Annotated in this window: 16 protein-coding genes; 8 read left to right on the forward strand and 8 right to left on the reverse strand. The window is 70.5% G+C overall.

The annotated features are described in order from the left end of the window. A partial coding sequence (locus RMO85_RS00885; protein ID WP_310525860.1) for an ATP-binding cassette domain-containing protein occupies window positions 1-1434 on the forward strand: 1434 nt, incomplete at its 5' end. 1 nt (window position 1435) lies between these two features. Here RMO85_RS00885 and RMO85_RS00890 read toward each other — a convergent pair. Beyond that, a complete protein-coding gene (locus tag RMO85_RS00890) occupies window positions 1436-2599 on the reverse strand; it encodes a steroid 3-ketoacyl-CoA thiolase (RefSeq protein WP_310525861.1) in 1164 nt (387 codons plus the stop codon). 28 nt (window positions 2600-2627) lie between these two features. On the opposite strand from RMO85_RS00890, the gene RMO85_RS00895 reads away from it, so the two are divergent. Then, entirely contained in the window at window positions 2628-3854 is a 1227-nt protein-coding gene (locus tag RMO85_RS00895) for a cytochrome P450 (protein WP_310525862.1), read from the forward strand. 1 nt (window position 3855) lies between these two features. Here RMO85_RS00895 and RMO85_RS00900 read toward each other — a convergent pair whose 3' ends face one another. The 3 genes from RMO85_RS00900 to RMO85_RS00910 are packed head-to-tail and all read right to left on the reverse strand — an operon-like array spanning window position 3856 to window position 7009. Beyond that, the gene (locus tag RMO85_RS00900; protein ID WP_310525864.1) at window positions 3856-5016 is read right to left on the reverse strand and encodes a thiolase domain-containing protein; all 1161 of its coding nucleotides are present in this window, start codon (window positions 5014-5016) and stop codon (window positions 3856-3858) included. Further along, on the reverse strand, window positions 5013-6056 hold the full coding sequence (locus RMO85_RS00905; RefSeq protein ID WP_310525866.1) for a thiolase domain-containing protein: 1044 nt from the start codon (window positions 6054-6056) through the stop codon (window positions 5013-5015). Before RMO85_RS00905 ends, RMO85_RS00900 begins: the two co-directional genes overlap by 4 nt. Beyond that, the gene (locus tag RMO85_RS00910) at window positions 6053-7009 is read right to left on the reverse strand and encodes an OB-fold domain-containing protein (protein ID WP_310525867.1); all 957 of its coding nucleotides are present in this window, start codon (window positions 7007-7009) and stop codon (window positions 6053-6055) included. Before RMO85_RS00910 ends, RMO85_RS00905 begins: the two co-directional genes overlap by 4 nt. 58 nt (window positions 7010-7067) lie before the next feature. Here RMO85_RS00910 and RMO85_RS00915 point away from each other — a divergent pair, with 58 nt between their 5' ends. From RMO85_RS00915 to fadD8, 3 genes are read left to right on the forward strand one after another with little or no spacing between them, the layout of a single operon-like run. Then, complete coding sequence (locus RMO85_RS00915; RefSeq protein WP_310525868.1) at window positions 7068-8111, forward strand: LLM class F420-dependent oxidoreductase; 1044 nt, start codon at window positions 7068-7070, stop codon at window positions 8109-8111. 16 nt (window positions 8112-8127) lie between these two features. Further along, entirely contained in the window at window positions 8128-8991 is an 864-nt protein-coding gene (locus RMO85_RS00920; RefSeq protein ID WP_310525869.1) for an alpha/beta hydrolase, read from the forward strand. 40 nt (window positions 8992-9031) lie between these two features. Next, window positions 9032-10585, forward strand: a complete 1554-nt coding sequence (fadD8, locus tag RMO85_RS00925; protein ID WP_310525870.1) for a fatty-acid--CoA ligase FadD8 — start codon at window positions 9032-9034, stop codon at window positions 10583-10585. On the opposite strand, the gene trxA is transcribed toward fadD8, so the two are convergent. Further along, the gene (trxA, locus tag RMO85_RS00930; RefSeq protein ID WP_310525872.1) at window positions 10582-11253 is read right to left on the reverse strand and encodes a thioredoxin; all 672 of its coding nucleotides are present in this window, start codon (window positions 11251-11253) and stop codon (window positions 10582-10584) included. The genes fadD8 and trxA overlap by 4 nt on opposite strands. A gap of 4 nt (window positions 11254-11257) precedes the next feature. Next, complete coding sequence (locus RMO85_RS00935; RefSeq protein WP_310525873.1) at window positions 11258-12163, reverse strand: phosphotransferase; 906 nt, start codon at window positions 12161-12163, stop codon at window positions 11258-11260. An 87-nt stretch (window positions 12164-12250) separates the two neighbouring features. On the opposite strand from RMO85_RS00935, the gene RMO85_RS00940 reads away from it, so the two are divergent. After that, complete coding sequence (locus RMO85_RS00940) at window positions 12251-13621, forward strand: DUF222 domain-containing protein (RefSeq protein ID WP_310525874.1); 1371 nt, start codon at window positions 12251-12253, stop codon at window positions 13619-13621. Between the two features lie 583 nt (window positions 13622-14204). Here RMO85_RS00940 and RMO85_RS00945 read toward each other — a convergent pair. Both RMO85_RS00945 and RMO85_RS00950 read right to left on the reverse strand, forming a co-directional pair. Further along, entirely contained in the window at window positions 14205-14867 is a 663-nt protein-coding gene (locus tag RMO85_RS00945) for a hypothetical protein (RefSeq protein WP_310525876.1), read from the reverse strand. A 92-nt stretch (window positions 14868-14959) separates the two neighbouring features. Next, window positions 14960-15754, reverse strand: a complete 795-nt coding sequence (locus RMO85_RS00950; RefSeq protein WP_310525877.1) for a crotonase/enoyl-CoA hydratase family protein — start codon at window positions 15752-15754, stop codon at window positions 14960-14962. A 46-nt stretch (window positions 15755-15800) separates the two neighbouring features. On the opposite strand from RMO85_RS00950, the gene RMO85_RS00955 reads away from it, so the two are divergent. After that, a complete protein-coding gene (locus RMO85_RS00955) occupies window positions 15801-17426 on the forward strand; it encodes an acyl-CoA synthetase (protein WP_310525878.1) in 1626 nt (541 codons plus the stop codon). Beyond that, the coding region (locus tag RMO85_RS00960) for a nitronate monooxygenase (protein WP_310525879.1) at window positions 17426-18099 on the forward strand (674 nt) is incomplete at its 3' end. The genes RMO85_RS00955 and RMO85_RS00960, both read left to right, overlap by 1 nt.

An 18099-nucleotide genomic window follows, 5' to 3' on the forward strand; every position in this document is an offset into this window, starting at 1 on the left:
GCGATGGCCGCCATGGAGACCCATCGCGACCTCATCGCGGGGGAGACCCTTGCGGGTTATCTCGCTCGCCGTACGGGCGCAGCCGCGGCGACCGAGGCGATGGAGACCACGGCCGAAGCGCTGGAGCAAGGCGGAGAAGAGGCGGGCGACAACTACGCGGTCGCGCTCGACCACTGGCTCGCCAGCGGTGCCCCCGACCTCGAGGACCGGGCACCCGCGACGCTGGCCGAGCTCGGGCTGAGCGTCGGTACGGACGCGTTGATGACGTCGCTGTCCGGAGGGCAGGCCGCGCGCGTGGCGCTCGCCGCGCTGCTGCTCAGCCGCTTCGACATCGTGCTGCTCGACGACCCCACCAACGACCTCGACCTCGACGGGCTCGAGCGACTCGAGTCGTTCGTCCGCGGACTGCGCGCGGGTGTCGTCCTCGTCTCGCACGACCGGGAGTTCCTCGCCCGCTGCGTCACCCGCATCGTCGAGCTCGACCTGGCCCAGCAGCAGGTCGCGGTCTACGACGGCGGCTACGACGCGTTCCTCGAGGAGCGGGCGGTCGCCCGGCGGCACGCGCGCGATGCCTACGACGAGTTCGCGGACAAGAAGGCCGACCTCGTGGCCCGGGCACGCACGCAGCGCGAGTGGAGCTCCCAGGGCGTCCGCAACGCGATGAAGAAGTCGCCCGACAACGACAAGATCCGGCGCAAGGCGCAGACCGAGTCCTCGGAGAAGCAGGGCCAGAAGGTGCGCCAGATGGAGTCGCGGATCGCGCGCCTCGACGAGGTCGAGGAGCCGCGCAAGGAATGGACGCTGAAGTTCGACATCGCCGCCGCGCCCCGCTCGTCGAGTGTCGTCGCGACCCTCGACGCGGCGACCGCGCGCCTGGGCGACTTCGTGCTCGGCCCCGCCTCGCTGCAGGTCACCGCGGGCGACCGGATCGCGATCACCGGCCCCAACGGCGCCGGCAAGACGACGCTGCTCCGGCTGCTTCTCGGCCACACCACGCCCGACGAGGGGCGCGCGTCGATGGGCGCCACCGTCGCGGTCGGCGAGATCGACCAGGCGCGCACCTCGCTCGCCGAGGACCTGCCCCTCGGCGACGCCTTCGAGGCCGCGGTCCCGTCCATGACCGCGGCGGAGGTACGCACCCTGCTGGCGAAGTTCGGGCTCAGGGCCGACCAGGTCGCCAGCCTCGTCGTGCGGCTCTCCCCCGGGGAGCGGACCCGCGCCGCGATGGCACTGCTCCAGGCCCGCGGGGTCAACCTGCTCGTCCTCGACGAGCCCACCAACCACCTCGACCTGCCCGCGATCGAGCAGCTCGAGCAGGCGCTCGAGTCCTACGACGGCACGCTGCTGCTCGTCTCGCACGACCGCCGCCTGCTGGCGAACGTCCAGCTCGACCAGCGGTGGGAGGTCGACGCCGGGCAGGTGACCGTGCGCTGAGTCAGATGCGCTCGATGATCGTCCCGGACGCCTGGGCGCCGCCGGCGCACATGGAGACCAGCGCGGTCGAGGCGTCGCGGCGTTCCAGCTCGTGCAGCGCCGTGGTGAGGAGCCGGGTGCCGGTCGAGCCGACGGGGTGACCGAGGGCGATGGCGCCACCGTTGACGTTGATCTTGTCGGGCGGGACGCGGTGGACCGAGGCCCACGACATCACGACGCCCGCGAAGGCCTCGTTGACCTCGCAGAGGTCGAGGTCCGAGATCGACATCCCGGCATCGGCGAGCAGGCGCTCGGTCGCCTGGACGGGACCGTCGAGGTGGTAGTAGGGATCGGCTCCGACCAGGCAGGACGCGACGATCCGGGCGCGGGGACGCAGTCCGAGCGATGCCGCCAGCGACGAGTCCATCAGCAGCAGCGCCGACGAGCCGTCGGAGATCTGGGACGATGTGCCGGCCGTGTGCGTGCCGCCTTCGAGCACCGCCTTGAGGCCGGCCAAGGCGTCGAGTGACGTGTCGCGGACGCCCTGGTCGGTGTCCACCAGCCGTGTGGAGCCGGTGGGGGCGCCGTCCGCGTCGAGCACGGGAGCGGGCACCGCGAAGACCTCCCGGACGAACCGTCCCTCGTCGAGAGCGATCCGGGCCTTCTGCTGCGACCACAGCCCGAACTCGTCGACGTCGGCGCGCGAGAACCCGCGGTCGCGGACGATGCGGTCGGCCCCCTCGAACTGGTTGGGCAGGTCGATGTCCCACGACGAGGGCCGCGGGTCGCCGGTGCCGGGCGGCACGTTGGCGCCCAGGCCGACGCGAGACATCGACTCCACTCCGCACGCGATGCCGGCGGCGATGGCTCCGCCGGCGATCATCGCGTTGATCAGGTGCGTGGCCTGTTGGGCCGAGGAGCACTGGGCGTCGACCACGGTGGACGCGACCTCGTTGGGCAGCCCGGCGTGCATCCAGGCGCGGCGGACCATGTTGTTGGACTGCTCGCCGGCCTGGGTCACGCAGCCGCCGATGACCTGCCCGACGAGCGCCGGATCGACGCCCGAGCGGCGGACGACCTCGACGAGCGAGGCGCCGAGCAGGTCGGCCGCGTGCACACCCGACAACCACCCACGGCGCTTGCCCAGCGGCGTACGAACTGCTTCGACGATCACGGGGTTGCCCATGCCGACAAACTGTACTAGAACGTGTTCTATGTTTCTTCCCGACGGCTTCGACCCGACCGATCCGGAGCTCAACGAGGCGGGCGTGCCGCACGCGGAGTTCCTCGCGCTGCGCCAGAACGCTCCGGTCTTCTGGATCGAGCAGCCCCCGGCATCGCGCGCCGGCATGGAGGGCGGCACCGGCTACTGGGCGATCAGTCGCCACGAGGACGTCTCGCTGGTCTCGAAGTCCAAGGACTTCGTGACGAGCGAGAACACCGCGATCATCCGCCTCAACTCGCAGATCACGCGCGAGGAGGTCGAGCTCCAGCGGGTCATGCTGATCAACCAGGACCCGCCGGACCACACCAAGAGCCGTCAGATCATCAGCCGCGGGTTCACCCCGCGTGCCATCGGTGCGCTGCACGAGACGCTGCAGGAGTGGGCGGAGAAGATCGTCGACGATGCGATCGCGAAGGGCTCGGGCGACTTCGTCGAGGACATCGCCTCCGAGCTGCCGTTGCAGGCCATCGCCGAGCTCCTCGGTGTGCCGCAGGAGGACCGCCGCAAGCTCTTCGACTGGTCCAACCAGATGCTGGCCTACGACGACCCGGACTACGACGTCGATCCGGCCATCGCGGCGGCCGAGATCCTCGGCTACGCGATGGGCATGGCCGAGGACCGCCGGGCCAACCCGCGCGACGACATCATCACCAAGCTCGTCACCGCCGACATCGACGGCCACGGGCACCTCGGCGACGACGAGTTCGGCTATTTCGTGATCCTGCTCGCGGTCGCCGGCAACGAGACGACGCGCAACGCGATCACGCACGGCATGAAGGCCTTCTTCGACCACCCCGACCAGTGGGAGCTCTTCAAGCAGGAGCGCCCGAGGACGGCGGTCGACGAGATCATCCGCTGGGCCACGCCGGTGACTGTCTTCCAACGTACGGCGACGGTCGACACCGAGATCAGCGGTCAGCGGATCGCGGCCGGTCAGCGGGTCGGCATCTTCTATGCCAGCGCCAACCACGACGGCGAGGTCTTCACCGACCCGGACACGTTCGACATCACCCGCGACCCCAACCCGCACGTCGCCTTCGGCGGGCACGGTGCGCACTACTGCATCGGTGCCAACCTGGCCCGGCTCGAGGTCGAGATCATGTTCAACGTGATCGCCGACAAGCTGCCCCACATCGCCGCCAACGGCCCCGAGCGGCGCCTGCGGTCGGGGTGGATCAACGGCATCAAGGCGCTCCCGGTCACCTACTCCGCCTGACTCAGTCGGGCGGTTCCACGCCCACCACCCACATCGCGAAGAACTGCGAGCCACCGCCGTAGGCATGGCCCAGCGCGCGGCGTACGCCGTCGACCTGGTGCTCGCCGGCCCGGCCGCGCACCTGCAGGGCCGCCTCGGCGAACCGCAGCATGCCCGACGCGCCGATCGGGTTGGACGAGAGCACGCCGCCGGAGGCGTTGACGGGCAACCGGCCGTCGAGAGCGGTGTCGCCGGCCTCGGTCAGCTGCCAGCCCGAGCCCTCCGGCACGAAGCCGAGGTTCTCCAGCCACATCGGCTCGAACCATGAGAACGGCACGTAGATCTCGGCGGCGTCGATCTCCTCGAGCGGGTTGGTGATCCCGGCCTGCTTCCACAGGACGGCGGCCGCCTCGCGTCCGGCGAGCGGGTTGACCTGGTCGCGCTCGGCCGCAGTGGTCGGCTCGCTGCGCATCACGGTGCCGTGGATCCAGGCCGGGTTGTCGATCGATGCTGCGGTGTCGGCGTCGGCGATGACGAGGGCGCACGCGCCGTCCGAGGACGGGCAGGTCTCGTCGTAGCGGATCGGGTCCCAGAGCATCTGGCTGGCGAGCACGGACTCGACCGTGGTGTCGGGGTTGCGCAGGTGCGCGTAGGGGTTCCTGCACCCGTTGGCGCGGTCCTTGGCCGCGACGATCGCGCCGATGTGGCTGGGTGCCCCCGAGCGGCGGATGTAGGAGCGGACGTGCGGGGCGAAGTAGCCGCCCGCGCCCGCGTGGACCGGCAACACGAACGGCACGGGGACCGAGAGCGCCCACATCGCGTTGGACTCCGACTGCTTCTCGAACGCCACCGCCAGCACCCGCTTGTGCACCCCGGCCTGGACGAGCGACGCCGCGACGATGGCGGTCGAGCCGCCGACCGAGCCGGCCGTGTGGACCCGCAGCAGCGGCTTGCCGACGGCGCCGAGTGCCTCGGCAAGGAACAGCTCGGGCATCATCACGCCCTCGAACAGGTCGGGCGCCTTGCCGACGACCACCGCGTCGATGTCGTCGAAACCGACACCCGCATCCGCCAGTGCGCGGTCGATCGCCTCACGGCACAGCCCCGCCATCGAGACGTCCTCGCGCTTGGCGCGGTGATGGGTCTGGCCGATGCCGATGACGGCGGCCGCCTGCTTGCTCATCCGCGCGCCTCCATCAGGGCGACGAGGTTCTGCTGGAGCGCCGGGCCGCTCGTGGCATGGCCCAGCACGGCGTCGGCGCTGCCGTCCCAGACCCGCTTCGCCGCCTCGCCGATCCGGTTGAGGCCGGCGCTGAACATCGGGTTGGCGGCCAGCGCGCCGCCGCTCGGGTTGATCGCGACGTCATCGGCCAGCTGGAGCTCGCGCCTGAGGATCAGCTCCTGGTGGGAGAACGGCGCGTGCAGCTCCGCGACCTGGACGGGCCTGGTTGGCGCCGAGCGCCTCGTCGAGGGCGACGTCGTCAGGTCGCGCTCGCCGAGGTGCAGCGGATCGATGTGGTGCGAGATGTGGGTGATCCAGGCCGGCCGCTCGCAGGCGTCCCGGGCGCGGTCGCCGGCGGCGAGCACGATCGCGGCGGCTCCGTCGGAGACGGGGGCGATGTCGTGCTTGCGCAGCGGGTCGGCGTACAACGGCCGCGCCAGGAGATCCTCGACGCTCGACGCGCCCCTGCGGATCGCCCACTCGTTGCTCTCGGCGTCGCACAGCGAGCGGTCGACCACGGACGCCAGTGCCGCCTCGTCCCACAGGCCCTGATCGAGGCCGAGCCGCGCCTGCAGGGCGGCGATGGAGACGGTGTCGGGCCACAGCGGCGTCATCGTGTAGGGGTCGAGCTGGAGCGCGAGGGTACGCCGCAGCACGCTCGCGCTCGACTTGCCGAAGCCGTAGACCAGCGCGGTGTCGACCTCGCCGGTCTGGATCTTGAGCCACGCCTCGTAGAGCGCCCAGGCGGCGTCCATCTCGACGTGCGACTCGTTGATCGGTGGCAGCGCACCGATGGCGTCGATGGCGCTGACGAAGGAGAACGACCGCCCGGCGAGGTAGTCGCTCGAACCGGAGCACCAGAAGCCGATGTCCTTGCGGGTGAGGCCGGTCTGCTCGTAGCACTCCCGGAAGATGGGCACGAGCAGCTCGACGCAGGTGGGGGACCCGTCGAACTCCCGCATCTGTCGCTGGGCGAAGCCGACGACCGCGACATCCCTCACAGGTGCACCTTGTAGGTCTCGTAGTCGGCATCGGGCTCGCCGGTGGGCCGGAAGTGTGCGATGTTCTCGATGGTGGTGCCCCACTCGTCGCGCGGGCGCCACACGGCCTCGACCCGCATCCCCATGCGCACCTCGTCGGCCGCGATCTCCAGGATCAGGTGCTGGATCGCGATGTCCGCGCCGTCGAGGAGCACGTAGGCGCTGACGTAGGGCGGGGCGATCTTCTGGCCGAGGAACGGCACGTTGACGATGCAGAACGTCGTGATCGTGCCGGTCGGGGGCAGCTCCACCTCGTCGGTCGTCGGCACCCCGTCCACCGGGCACGCACCGCGCGGCGGCACATAGACCTTGCGGCACACCGGGCAGCGCTGGCCGATCAGCCTGCCTTCGGCGAGGCCGGCGAAGAAGGCCGACTCCTCGGGGGACGCGGCGTAGAGGTAGTCGAGGGAGATGGGCGAGACGACGCGGCTGACGGCCGCCTCGGGGATGTCGGCGCGGCGTCGGGCGGCCTCGCGCACCGACGTCTCCGGGGTGACACAGGCGATGTCGGTGATCGCGCCGACCCGCTCGCCCGCCCAGCGGACGGTGACCCGCATCCCGGTCTCGATCTCGTCGCGTGCAGCGTCCAGGGCGAGCAGCATCGGGCAGTCGGCGTCGTCGAAGGTGACCAGCACCCACGAGAACGGGCGGGCGAACGGTTGCCCGGCGACCGGCTCGGGCACCCAGGTCCAACTGGTCACCACCCCGCCGGGGCCGACCTCGACGAACTCGGTGATCGCGCCATGGGTCTGCGGGTCGAACTCGGGCGGCGGTACGAGCACCCGGCCGCTCGCCGTACGACCGCCGAGGAGGACCCCGTCGCGCAGCCCGGTGAGGAAGCGGCCGATGACCGGCCCCGTCGAGCGGGTGTAGTCGAAGGCCACGGTCACGGGTTGGGACAGCGTGCGCGACATGGCCGAAAGTGAAACACGTTCTAGTAATGGCGGCAAGGCGTCTGCCAGAGTGGTGGACATGAAACTGGGTCTGCAGCTGGGCTACTGGGGCGCGCAGCCGCCCACCGGCGTCGCCGAGCTCGTCACGGCCGCGGAGGAGTCGGGGTTCGACGCGATCTTCACCGCCGAGGCGTGGGGATCGGACGCGTTCACGCCCCTCGCCTGGTGGGGGCGCGAGACGTCGAGGGTGCGACTGGGCACCTCGATCGTGCAGATGTCCGGCCGCGCGCCGACCTCGATCGCGATGCACGCGTTGACCCTCGACCACCTCTCCGGCGGCCGGGTCGTCCTGGGCATGGGCGTGAGCGGCCCCCAGGTCGTGGAGGGGTGGTACGGCGTCCCGTTCTCCAAGCCCCTGGCGCGCACCCGCGAGGTGGTCGACGTCATCCGCCAGGTGCTGGCCCGTGAGGCCCCGGTGACCAATGACGGTCCGCACTACCCGCTGCCGTTCACCGGCGAGAACGCCGTCGGGCTCGGCAAGCCACTCAGGTCGATCGTGCACCCGCTGCGCGCCGACATCCCGATCTGGCTGGGAGCCGAGGGCCCCAAGAACGTCGCCCTGACGGCCGAGATCGCCGACGGCTGGATCCCGATCTTCTACACGCCCGGCTCCGCTGCGATGTACCAGCCGTGGCTCGACGAGGGCTTCGCGCGTGCAGGCGCCCGGCGGACTCGCGCAGACTTCGAGATCGCCGCCACGTGCCACGTGCAGATCACCACCTCGGACGCCGAACGCGTCGCCGTGGTCGAGGGCTTGAAGGCCGTGGTGTCGCTCTACATGGGCGGCATGGGCGCGAAGGACGCCAACTTCCACAAGCAGGTCTTCGAGCGGATGGGTCACCAGGAGCTCTCGGACGAGGTGCAGGGCCTCTACCTGGCCGGCCGCAGGGACCAGGCCACCGCGCTGATCCCCGACGAGCTCGTGCACGACATGCACATCATCGGCGACGCGGGCTACGTCAGGGAGCGCGCGGCGGAGTGGGAATCCACGGGAGTCACGACCCTGCTGCTCTCCTGCCGCACCGCCGATGAGGTGAGAACCATCGCGGAAGTGCTCGTCTAGGCCCTAGCGTGTCGCCATGACCGTCAAGAGTTCCTCCTTCACGTCGCCCGCCGATGAGACGATTCTTGCCACCTACACGTGGGACGACCTCTTCGTGCCGGGCGCGGCCGTCCAGATCGCGCACGGACTGGGCGAGCACTCCGCTCGCTACGCTCGGCTCGCGGCGGAACTCAACGCGGCCGGCTACCTCGTTCACGCCCACGACCACCGCGGCCACGGGCAGTCGATCGACGGGAGGCCCGGCGACTTCGGCAAGGTCGGGTTCGACGGGCTGATCGCCGACACCGCGGCGTACGGCGCCACGCTCCGCGAGGACCGCCCGGACCTGAAGCTGTTCCTGATCGCCCACTCGATGGGTTCGTTCGCCGCCCAGTCGGTCCTGCTCGAGCACTCCGACCTGTACGCCGGCGTGGTGCTCTCCGGATCGACCGCGCTGGACCTGCTGGCGGCCGGGCTGGCCGAGTCCGACGGGCCGGTCGGACTGGAGGTGTTCAACAAGGGGTTCGAGCGCCGCACCGGCTACGAGTGGCTCTCCCGGGACGAGGCCGAGGTCGATGCGTATGTCGCCGACCCGCTCTGCGGCTTCGACCTGCCCGAGGAGACGGTGCCCTTGCTCTTCGGCGCGGCTGCGACCCTCGCCGACCCCCAGGCGCTGTCCGGCATCCGTTCCGACCTGCCGATCCTGATCGCCTCGGGCTCCGCCGACCCGTTGGCGGGTGGGGGCCAGCTCGTCCAGGTGCTCGGGCAGCGCTACCGCGACGCCGGCGTCACCGACGTGACCGTCAAGGTCTACGACGGTGCGCGGCACGAGATCTTCAACGAGACCAACCGCGACGCGGTCACCGCTGACGTCATCGCGTGGCTGGCTGCGCACCGCTGAGAGATTGCCGCACACTAGAACGCGTTCTAGTGTGCGGGGTGTGACCGACTCCCTGCGCACGCCGACCCACAACGGCCACCTGATGGTCGCCGCCCTCAAGCGGCACCGCGACAAGCCGGTCATGCACCTCGGCGACACCACCCTCACCGGTGGGCAGACGGCCGACGAGATCAGTCGCTACGTCCAGGCGTTCGAGGCCCTGGGCGCGGGGTCCGGCGACGCGACCGCGTTGTTGGCGTTGAACCGCCCCGAGGTGCTGTTCATCCTCGGCGCCGGCCAGACGCAGGGCTATCGGCGCACCAGCCTGCACCCGCTCGGCAGCCTCGAGGACCAGGCCTACGTCATCAACGACGCCGAGATCACGACGCTGATCATCGATCCGGTCTTCGTCGAGCGCGCGCTGGGCCTGCTCGAGCGCTGTCCCGGGCTGCGGCAGGTGCTGACGATCGGACCGGTCCCGCCCGCGCTGGCGCACGTCGGTGTCGACCTGGCGGCCAGCGCTGCGGCGTACGACGCCCTCACGCTGACCGCGGCGGACCTGCCGCCCGACCACGTCGTCTCGATCGCCTACACCGGCGGCACGACCGGCCGCCCGAAGGGCGTCATCGGCACCGCGCAGGCGATGAACACGATGAGCCAGATCCAGCTCGCGGAGTGGGAGTGGCCGCGCGAGCCGCGCTTCTTGATGTGCACGCCGCTGTCGCACGCCGGTGCGGCGTTCTTCGTGCCGACGGTGATCCGCGGCGGCTCGCTGTTCGTGCTCTCGAAGTTCGACCCGGCGCTCGTCCTCGAGACGATCGAGCGAGAACGCATCACCGCCACGATGTTGGTGCCGTCGATGCTCTACGCGCTGATGGACCACCCCGACAGCCACACCCGCGACCTGTCGAGCCTGGAGACCGTCTACTACGGCGCGTCCGCGATCAACCCGACGAGGCTGCAGGAGGCGATCGGGCGGTTCGGCCCGATCTTCGCGCAGTTCTACGGCCAGTCCGAGGCGCCGATGGTGATCACCTACCTCGCCAAGGGGGACCACACTCCCGAACGGCTGGCGTCCTGCGGCCGGCCGAGTGCCTTCATCCGTACGGCGCTGCTCGGCGACGACGGCGAGCCGGTCGCCGTCGGCGAACCGGGGGAGATCTGTGTGGCCGGGCCGCTGCTCGCGGGCGGCTACTGGAAGCTGCCCGAGGAGACGGCCGAGGCGTTCCGGGACGGCTGGCTGCACACCGGGGACGTGGCGCGCGAGGACGAGGACGGCTTCTGGTACATCGTCGACCGCACCAAGGACATGATCGTCACCGGCGGCTTCAACGTCTTCCCGCGCGAGGTCGAGGACGTCGTCGCGACCCACCCGGCGGTTGCGCAGGTCGCGGTCATCGGCACCCCGCACGAGCGGTACGGCGAAGCGGTGACCGCGCTCGTCGTGCCGCGCAACGGCGTGTTGACGGAGGCCGACGTCGTGTCGATCATCGCGCTCGTGAAGGAGCGCAAGGGGTCGCTGCACGCTCCCAAGCAGGTGATCGCGGTCGACTCGATCCCGCTCACGGGGCTCGGCAAGCCGGACAAGAAGGCGCTGCGGGCGATCTTCGGTTAACGGTCGAGCGGCCAGCCGCGCTGGGCCCAGCCGCTGGTGCCGTCGCTGACGTTGAACGCGTTGAGCCCCTGCGCGCGGAGGTAGTCGACGATCTGCCGGCTGCGACCGCCGACCGCGCAGATCACGAAGACCGGCTGGTCGGTCGGCAGCTCGGCGATCCGGGTCGGGATGTCGTTCATCGGCACGTGGACCGCACCGGGCACGTGGCCGGCCGTGAACTCGTGGTCCTCGCGGACGTCGAGCACGTAGGCACCCCCGGCATGGGCCGCGGCGAAGTCGTCGAGGCCCACCTCGCCGGCGTCGGCTGCCTGCTCTGCTGCGCCGGCCTGGCGGCGTACCTCGTCCATGTCGAGGTCGCGGGCCTGCTTGATGATGTCGCCGAGGGCCTTGGGCGGCAGCGCGCCGGCCTGGTTGAAGAGCAGGACGCCGTCGCGGAAGAGCATCAGTGTGGGGATCGAGGAGAGGCCGGCCTGACCGGCGAGCTCCTGCTCGGCCTCGGTGTCGACCTTGCCGAACGTGATGTCCGGGTTGGCCTCCGCGGCCGCCTCGAAGACGGGTCCGAACTGCTTGCACGGGCCACACCACTCGGCCCAGAAGTCGACGAGGACGATGCCCTCGCCGGAGATGGTCTGCTCGAAGGAATCAGCGGTCAGCTCACGCGTACTCATGATTTCAGCGTACGGGGCGGGGTGATCCGGTCTCGTCAAGGCCTCGGCGAGCGCGCGCGAGGGACGCCTGGTTGTGCTGCGGGTCGTCCTCGATCCCGGTGTGGTCATCGGCCGCGATGCGGCTCGCGAAGTAGCTGGCCTGGATCGCCCAACGCAGCCGGCGCAATGGGTCCAGCCATGCGAGCTCTGGCTCTTCGAGAGGGCCGCTGGCGACGTACGACGACAGGAACCGCTCGGACTGGTCGGGGCCGCCGAGGTACATCACGGCCGACGCGACGTCGTAGAGCGCCGGGCCGCGACAGCTTCCCGCCCAGTCGATGAGGCCCGTGACATCGGCATCGGCATCGTGGATGAAGGCTTCGGGCGTTGGATCGGTGTGCAGCTGGGTCCAGGTGAGCGCCGGCAGCGCGGCGTACTCGCGGCGCACCTCCTGAAGGGCGCTCGGGAGCCACTCCGCAACATCCGGCACCTGGTCCGGAGGTGACAGCCACTCGCTCATGAACGGACCGGTGCCCAACTCCGGCCCGCCAGCACGGTGGGCCTGCGCGAGAGTCGTGCCGATCAACTGCTGGTCGGTTGGCGTCTCGCCGGTCAGCTCGCGACCCGGCACGTGGCGCAGCAACGCCAGCGCACCGCCCGCGATGGACGCGGTCAGGGCGCCGACGGTCGTCCGGACGGGTTCGCCCGCCCGCACTCCGCGTTCGACGAGTGCCGCCGCGCTCACGCACCCTGCGTCGAGGGACTCGACGTCGCGCGACCACTTGGCGACGTACCGTCCTGCGTCGCTCGTCTCGACGAGCGCCGTCGCCGAGTTCATCCCGCCTCCCAGCGGCTGCACACGTGCCTTGTCGATGCCCCAGAGGTCGGCGAGCAGCGAGGGAAGTGCGCGCGCGAGCATCTCGTCATCCACGCGAGCAGTCTCCCCTCCATGGGTCGACCGGGCGAGTGGATTCTGCGCCACGGGTCGATGTCGGTGGTCGCGTCTAGGGTCGAAGACATGATCGGAACGACCGCGAAGCCGAGCACCAGAGGCGACATCACGCCGCTGGTGCTCGAGCCTGCCGTGGTCGACCTGATGCTGGCGAAGGTGACCACCTCTGCACTGCCGACGGACGACGTCACGCGGATCGATGTGCTGCGGGGACTCGAACAACTCAAGTGCGCGGTCGAGGGTGCGCAGGCGGCGATCGCTGTTGCCTTCGATGCCTCCCAGCGACAGGTGGCCGCAGAACGCGGCATCCGGCCCGAGAAGCAGGGCGACGGGATCGGTCACCAGATCGCTCTCGCGAGGCGGGAGTCACCGCAGCGAGGCAGTCGGCACCTGGGCCTGGCAAAGGTGCTCATGACCGAGATGCCGCACACCCTGAGCGCGCTGCGCAGCGGTCACATCACCGAGTGGCGGGCCACGATCCTTGCGCGCGAGACGGCGTGCCTCGACGTCGAGCATCGCCGCGAGATCGACGAGGAACTCGCGGCCGACGCCGACCGCCTGTCGGCGATGGGTGACCGCGAAGCAGAGCGAGCCGCCCGCAAGCTGGCCAGCCGCCTTGACCCCGCGTCCGTGGCCGAGCGTCGACGTCGTGCGGAGGGCGAGCGCACGATCACGGTGCGGCCGGCTCCCGACACCATGACGTGGCTGACGGCATCCCTACCGGTGCGAGACGGCGTGGCGGTATTCGCCGCCCTCAAACGCGAAGCCACGCGACTCGTCGCCTCGGGCGATGCCCGCAGTCGCGGTCAGATCATGGCGGACACCCTGGTCGCCCGCGTCCTGGGTCAGAGCGAGCAGGGGGTGAACGTGCCTCCGCTGGCCGTCAACGTCGTTGTCGGGGTGGACACGCTCCTCGGCGAGAGTGGCGAGCCCGCCAGCATCCCTGGCTATGGTCCGATCCCGGCCGATCTGTTGCGCGACTGGATCCGCGAGGGCCTGGACGAGGGCGTCGAAGTGACTCTCCAGCGGCTCTTCGCGGAGCCCCGGACCGGCGCGCTGGTGGCCATGGAGTCCACGAAGCGCACCTTCGACGGCAATCTCGCTGACTTCATCGAGCTGCGCGACCAGCAGTGCCGCACTCCGTGGTGCGACGCCCCGGTCCGCCATCGCGACCACGTCGTCAAGGCGGCTCACGGCGGCCCCACCAGCGCGGCCAACGCGCAGGGGTTGTGCGAGTCGTGCAACTACGCCAAGGAAGCCATCGGCTGGCAGGCATGGCCACGACCTGGGCCTGTCCACACGGTCGAGACGATCACCCCGACCGGGCACCGCTACAGGTCAACGGCTCCGCCCATCGTGGCCTCAAGACCCTCCTCTGGCCGCAGCGGGCTGAGCCCCATGGAGCATCGGATTGCAGAGTTGCTGCGAGCTGCGTGAGGGTGGGCAGGTGAACGCCCACAGGTGGCCGGTGCCGCCCGAACTCCACACGCCGGACCTCTCGGTCGTCCCGCTGACCATGGAGGGACTGTCGCGCGACACGGCGGCCTACGTGTCGAGCCCGCGCGCAATCGAGGCGCACAGTGCAGGTCTGTGGCCGACTGACGGGTTCACCGAGGAGGACAACCGGCCTCTCTTGGCCCAGCATGAACGGGAGCACGCAGCGGGAGTTGCCTTCGCCAGTTCGCTCCTGTCGCCGGACGCGAGCACGGAAGTGGGTTGCGCCTACCTGCGCCCCCTTTCGGCCTACGTGGAACGAACCGGCACCCGGCTCGCGGAGGCCCACGCGGGCAGCGCGATCCTGACCTTCTGGGCGATCGACGACGCCGGGAGCAGGCCCCCGGTGCCGGTGTTGCTCCGCAACCTCCAGGAGTGGGTGGCCGGGTGGGCAGCGGCTCCCGCGGTGCTTCGGTTCCTCGACGTGGAGACCGACACCGCAGATGCGGTGCGAGATCTCGGGCTGGTCGAACTCGAGGCGTCCGAGCAGCCCCTCCTCTACCGGTGGTTCGCGGTGTCGTTAGCCTCAGCTCCCGGTGGTCCTCGCCCCGTCGGTCGGGTCGACGCCCAGGGCGAGGGTCTCGACCTCGTGGAACGTCGGCGCGTTGTCCCCGAAGTTCGCACGCATCAGGGAGACGGCCGTCACCTGCCAGTCGGGCCCCCGGTGAGCCTCCGCCTCCCAGTCGAGCCGGTCGAGGAACGACGGGTCGCCCGGAAGGTCGAGGGACGCCACGAAGAACTCGGGCCGAAAGCTCCGTCGGTCGAGGAAGAAGCGCTGAGCCTTGGCTGCGTCGTTGAACTGGTCGAAGATGCTTCGCAGGCCATCGGTGTCCCCGCCGAGCTGGGCCTTGATCACGAGCTGGGTGTCGGAGAGCTCGATCCCGAGCTCGGCGACGTGCACCACGGGCGCTGGCCAGGCGGCAGCGAACTGGTCGAGGGCTCGGGCCAGGATGCGGGCGTCCTCGGGGGTGACGTTGCCCAACCGCGCCACACGGACGAAGGCCTCCTCTGAGGCCACCACCGTGAGTGAGGCCGCGGGGGCTGCCGGCTCGCTCCGCCGCTGGAAGAGTCGCTCGACGGGGCCCGGCTTCTCCTGGGGCGCTTCGGGCTTCAGGTGGATGGTCCGCGCCGCCGCCAGTGCGTCCTGGACTACGGACGGTGGCGGGACGATGGCGGCCTGCAGCTGCAACTGTCGACCTCACTGTCGGCGGATCCTGTGGCCACACTAGGGCCCTGCGCCACCAACAGGTGGGGACCCTCCGGTCCGCGGTGTCGTGAGCGTCAGTTCCCGGTGAACTCCGGCGGCCGCTTCTCGACGAACGCGCGCGGCCCCTCGCGGGCGTCGGACGAGGCGAACACGGCCGCCCCGATGCGAGCGTCGTCTGCCCAGCACTCGTCCTCGTGACGGCCCTCGGAGGTGCGGATGGTCGCCAGCACGGACTGGACGGCGAGCGGGCCGTTGGCACAGATCAGCTCCGCAAGCGAGCGCGCCTTCGCCAGCGCCTCGCCGTCGGGGACGACGTGCCCGATCAGGCCGTAGGACAGCGCCTCGGCCGCGGTGATGTGGCGGCCGGTCAGGAGCAGGTCCGCAGCCACGGTGTACGGGATCTGGCGGGGGAGTCGCACCGCAGATCCGCCGAGCGGGTAGAGCCCCCACCTCACCTCCGAGACCCCGAACCGGGCCGACGCGCCGGCGACGCGGAGGTCGGTGGCCTGCAGGATCTCGGTGCCGCCGGCGATGGCCGGTCCCTCGACGGCCGCGATCAGTGGCTTGGTCAGGCGGAAGCCCTTGAGCAGCGGCTTGATCACCGCCGGGTCGAACTCCCCGGACTCGAACTTCTCCGACGGCGACGACGCCGACATGGCCGACAGGTCGGCGCCCGCGCAGAACGCGCCACCGGCCCCGGTGAGGATGACTACGCGCACAGATGGGGAGGTGTTGGCCCGGTCCCAGGCCTCGCTCATCAGCCGGAGCATCGCGCCGGAGAGGGCGTTCCTCTTCTCCGGCCGGTTCATGGTCACGGTCAGGACGTGGCCGTCCTGCTCGACGAGGCAGTGCGCGGGTTCTTCGGGCATGCGGGCGATCCTAGTCAGAAACGAGAACGTGTTCTAGTCTCCGGGCATGGCCCTCAACATCGCCGATCTCTTCGAGCACGCCGTCGACGTCGTTCCGGATCGCGGCATCCTCCAGGTCGCCGACCGCATCGTGACGTACTCCGAGCTGGAGGCCGACGCCAACCGGCTCGCGCACTTCCTCCAGGCCCGCGGTGTGCAGCCCGGCGACCCCGTCGGCATCTACGCCAAGAACAGCATCGAGCACGTCTTCTGCGTGCTCGCGATCTTCAAGATCCGCGCCGTGGCGATCAACGTGAACTACCGCTACGTGGAGGCCGAGCTCGACTACCTCTTCGGCAACTCCGACATCGTCGCGCTGCTGCACGAGCGGCCCTATGCGCCGCTCGTCGCGCGCACCGCGCCCAAGCACGCCAAGCTGCGGTCGGTGGTGGCGATCCCGGACCCGGCCGAGCCCGATTCGGCGGCGGACATTTCGGCGTACGGCGGGATCGAGTGGGTCGACGCCCTCGCGGGCCAGAGCGCCGAGCGCGACTTCGAGGAGCGTTCCGACGACGACGTCTACATCGTCTACACGGGGGGCACGACCGGCTCACCCAAGGGGGTGATGTGGCGCCACGCCGACTTCTGGCGGGTGCTCGGAGGCGGCATCGACTTCATGAGCGGCAACCGGCTCGAGGAGTTCGACCAGTCGAGGACAGCCGCTGGCGGCGAGCCCATGGTGACCTTTCCGCTGAGTCCGCTCATGCACGGCGGGGCGCAGGCCGCGATGCTCATGCACCTCTTCGCCGGCCACCGCACGATCCTCCTCCCCAAGTTCGACGCGGCCGAGGTCTGGCGCACGATCGAGGCCAACGGCGTGCAGCTGATCTTCATGACCGGCGACGCGATGGCCCGGCCGCTGATCGAGGAGTACGACCGCGGCGACTACCGCGCGGACTCGCTGGTGGCCGTCGCGAGCAGCGCCGCGATCTTCAGCCGCCCCGTCAAGGAGCGCTGGATGCAGGCGTTCCCCAACACGTTCTTCACCGACTCGGTCGGTTCGAGCGAGACGGGCTTCCAGGGCACCGGGCTGCAGGATGCGGAGAACATCCTGGGCGAGGGACCGCAGATCTCCCTGGGCGCCGAGTCCGTGATCCTCGACGAGGACAACCAGGTGCTCGACCCCGCCACCAGCGTGGGTCGGATCGGCCGTCTCGCCCGGTCCGGCAGCGTGCCGATCGGCTACTACAAGGACGAGGTCAAGTCCGCGCAGACGTTCATCACCGTCGACGGGGTGCGCTATTCGGTGCCCGGCGACTTCGCCCGGATCGAGGAGGGCCACAAGGTCACGCTGCTCGGCCGCGGCTCCAACTGCATCAACACCGGGGGCGAGAAGGTCTACCCAGAAGAGGTCGAGATGGCGCTCAAGGGTCATCCTGACGTGTACGACGTCCTGGTCGTCGGTGTCGCAGACGAGAGCTACGGCCAGTCCGTCAGCGCGGTCGTCCAGGTGCGTGCGGGAACCCAGCCCACGCTCGAGGAGCTGCGAGAGTTCCTGCGCGGGCAGTTGTCGGGCTACAAGCTGCCGCGCTCGGTCTCCTTCGTGGACGAGATCCCGCGCAGCGCGACCGGCAAGGCCAACTACCCGCGCGCCAAGGAGCTTGCGCTGGCTGCCCTGGGGGTGCAGTCCTGATGCGCACCGCGCTGTGCGAGCTGTTCGGCATCGACGTCCCCATCTTCGCGTTCACGCCGTCCGAGCACGTCGCAGCGGCGGTGTCGCGGGCCGGCGGTCTGGGGGTGCTGGGCGCCGTCCGCTTCAACGACCCGGCCGAGCTCGACCGCACGCTGACCTGGCTCGATGCCAACACCGACGGCCGGCCGTACGGCGTGGACGTGGTCATGCCGATGACGATGCCCACCGAGGGGACCAGCGTCGACCTGGCGTCCATGATCCCGCCCGAGCACGTGTCGTTCGTCGAGCGCACCCTCCAGCAGCTCGGGGTGCCGCCGCTGCCCGAGGGCGAGGGTCGTGAGGGCGTGCTCGGCTGGCTGCACTCGATCGCGCGCTCGCACGTCGACATCGCGCTCGCCCACCGGCCGGTGCTGATCGCCAACGCCCTCGGCTCGCCGCCGGTCGACGTGATCGAGCAGGCACACGCCGCAGGGGTCCAGGTCGCGGCGCTGGCAGGGGCCGCCAAGCACGCGCTCTCGCACGTCGCCAACGGCGTCGACATCATCGTCGCGCAGGGCTACGAGGCGGGCGGCCACACGGGCGAGATCGCCTCGATGGTGCTGACGCCGGAGATCGTGGACGCGGTCGGGCCGGACGTGCCGGTGCTCGGGGCGGGTGGGATCGGCACCGGCCG

It is taken from the genome of Nocardioides sp., assembly GCF_031422975.1.
GTDB lineage: Bacteria > Actinomycetota > Actinomycetes > Propionibacteriales > Nocardioidaceae > Nocardioides.

Excerpts from the sequence above, each read along its gene's own strand:
- RMO85_RS00920 (WP_310525869.1), top strand. The coding sequence starts at position 8,128 with ATGACCGTCAAGAGTTCCTCCTTCACGTCGCCCGCCGATGAGACGATT.
- RMO85_RS00895 (WP_310525862.1), top strand. The coding sequence starts at position 2,628 with ATGTTTCTTCCCGACGGCTTCGACCCGACCGATCCGGAGCTCAACGAG.
- RMO85_RS00955 (WP_310525878.1), top strand. The coding sequence starts at position 15,801 with ATGGCCCTCAACATCGCCGATCTCTTCGAGCACGCCGTCGACGTCGTT.
- RMO85_RS00890 (WP_310525861.1), bottom strand. The coding sequence starts at position 2,599 with ATGGGCAACCCCGTGATCGTCGAAGCAGTTCGTACGCCGCTGGGCAAG.
- RMO85_RS00915 (WP_310525868.1), top strand. The coding sequence starts at position 7,068 with ATGAAACTGGGTCTGCAGCTGGGCTACTGGGGCGCGCAGCCGCCCACC.
- RMO85_RS00940 (WP_310525874.1), top strand. The coding sequence starts at position 12,251 with ATGATCGGAACGACCGCGAAGCCGAGCACCAGAGGCGACATCACGCCG.
- RMO85_RS00950 (WP_310525877.1), bottom strand. The coding sequence starts at position 15,754 with ATGCCCGAAGAACCCGCGCACTGCCTCGTCGAGCAGGACGGCCACGTC.
- trxA (WP_310525872.1), bottom strand. The coding sequence starts at position 11,253 with ATGAGTACGCGTGAGCTGACCGCTGATTCCTTCGAGCAGACCATCTCC.
- RMO85_RS00900 (WP_310525864.1), bottom strand. The coding sequence starts at position 5,016 with ATGAGCAAGCAGGCGGCCGCCGTCATCGGCATCGGCCAGACCCATCAC.
- RMO85_RS00910 (WP_310525867.1), bottom strand. The coding sequence starts at position 7,009 with ATGTCGCGCACGCTGTCCCAACCCGTGACCGTGGCCTTCGACTACACC.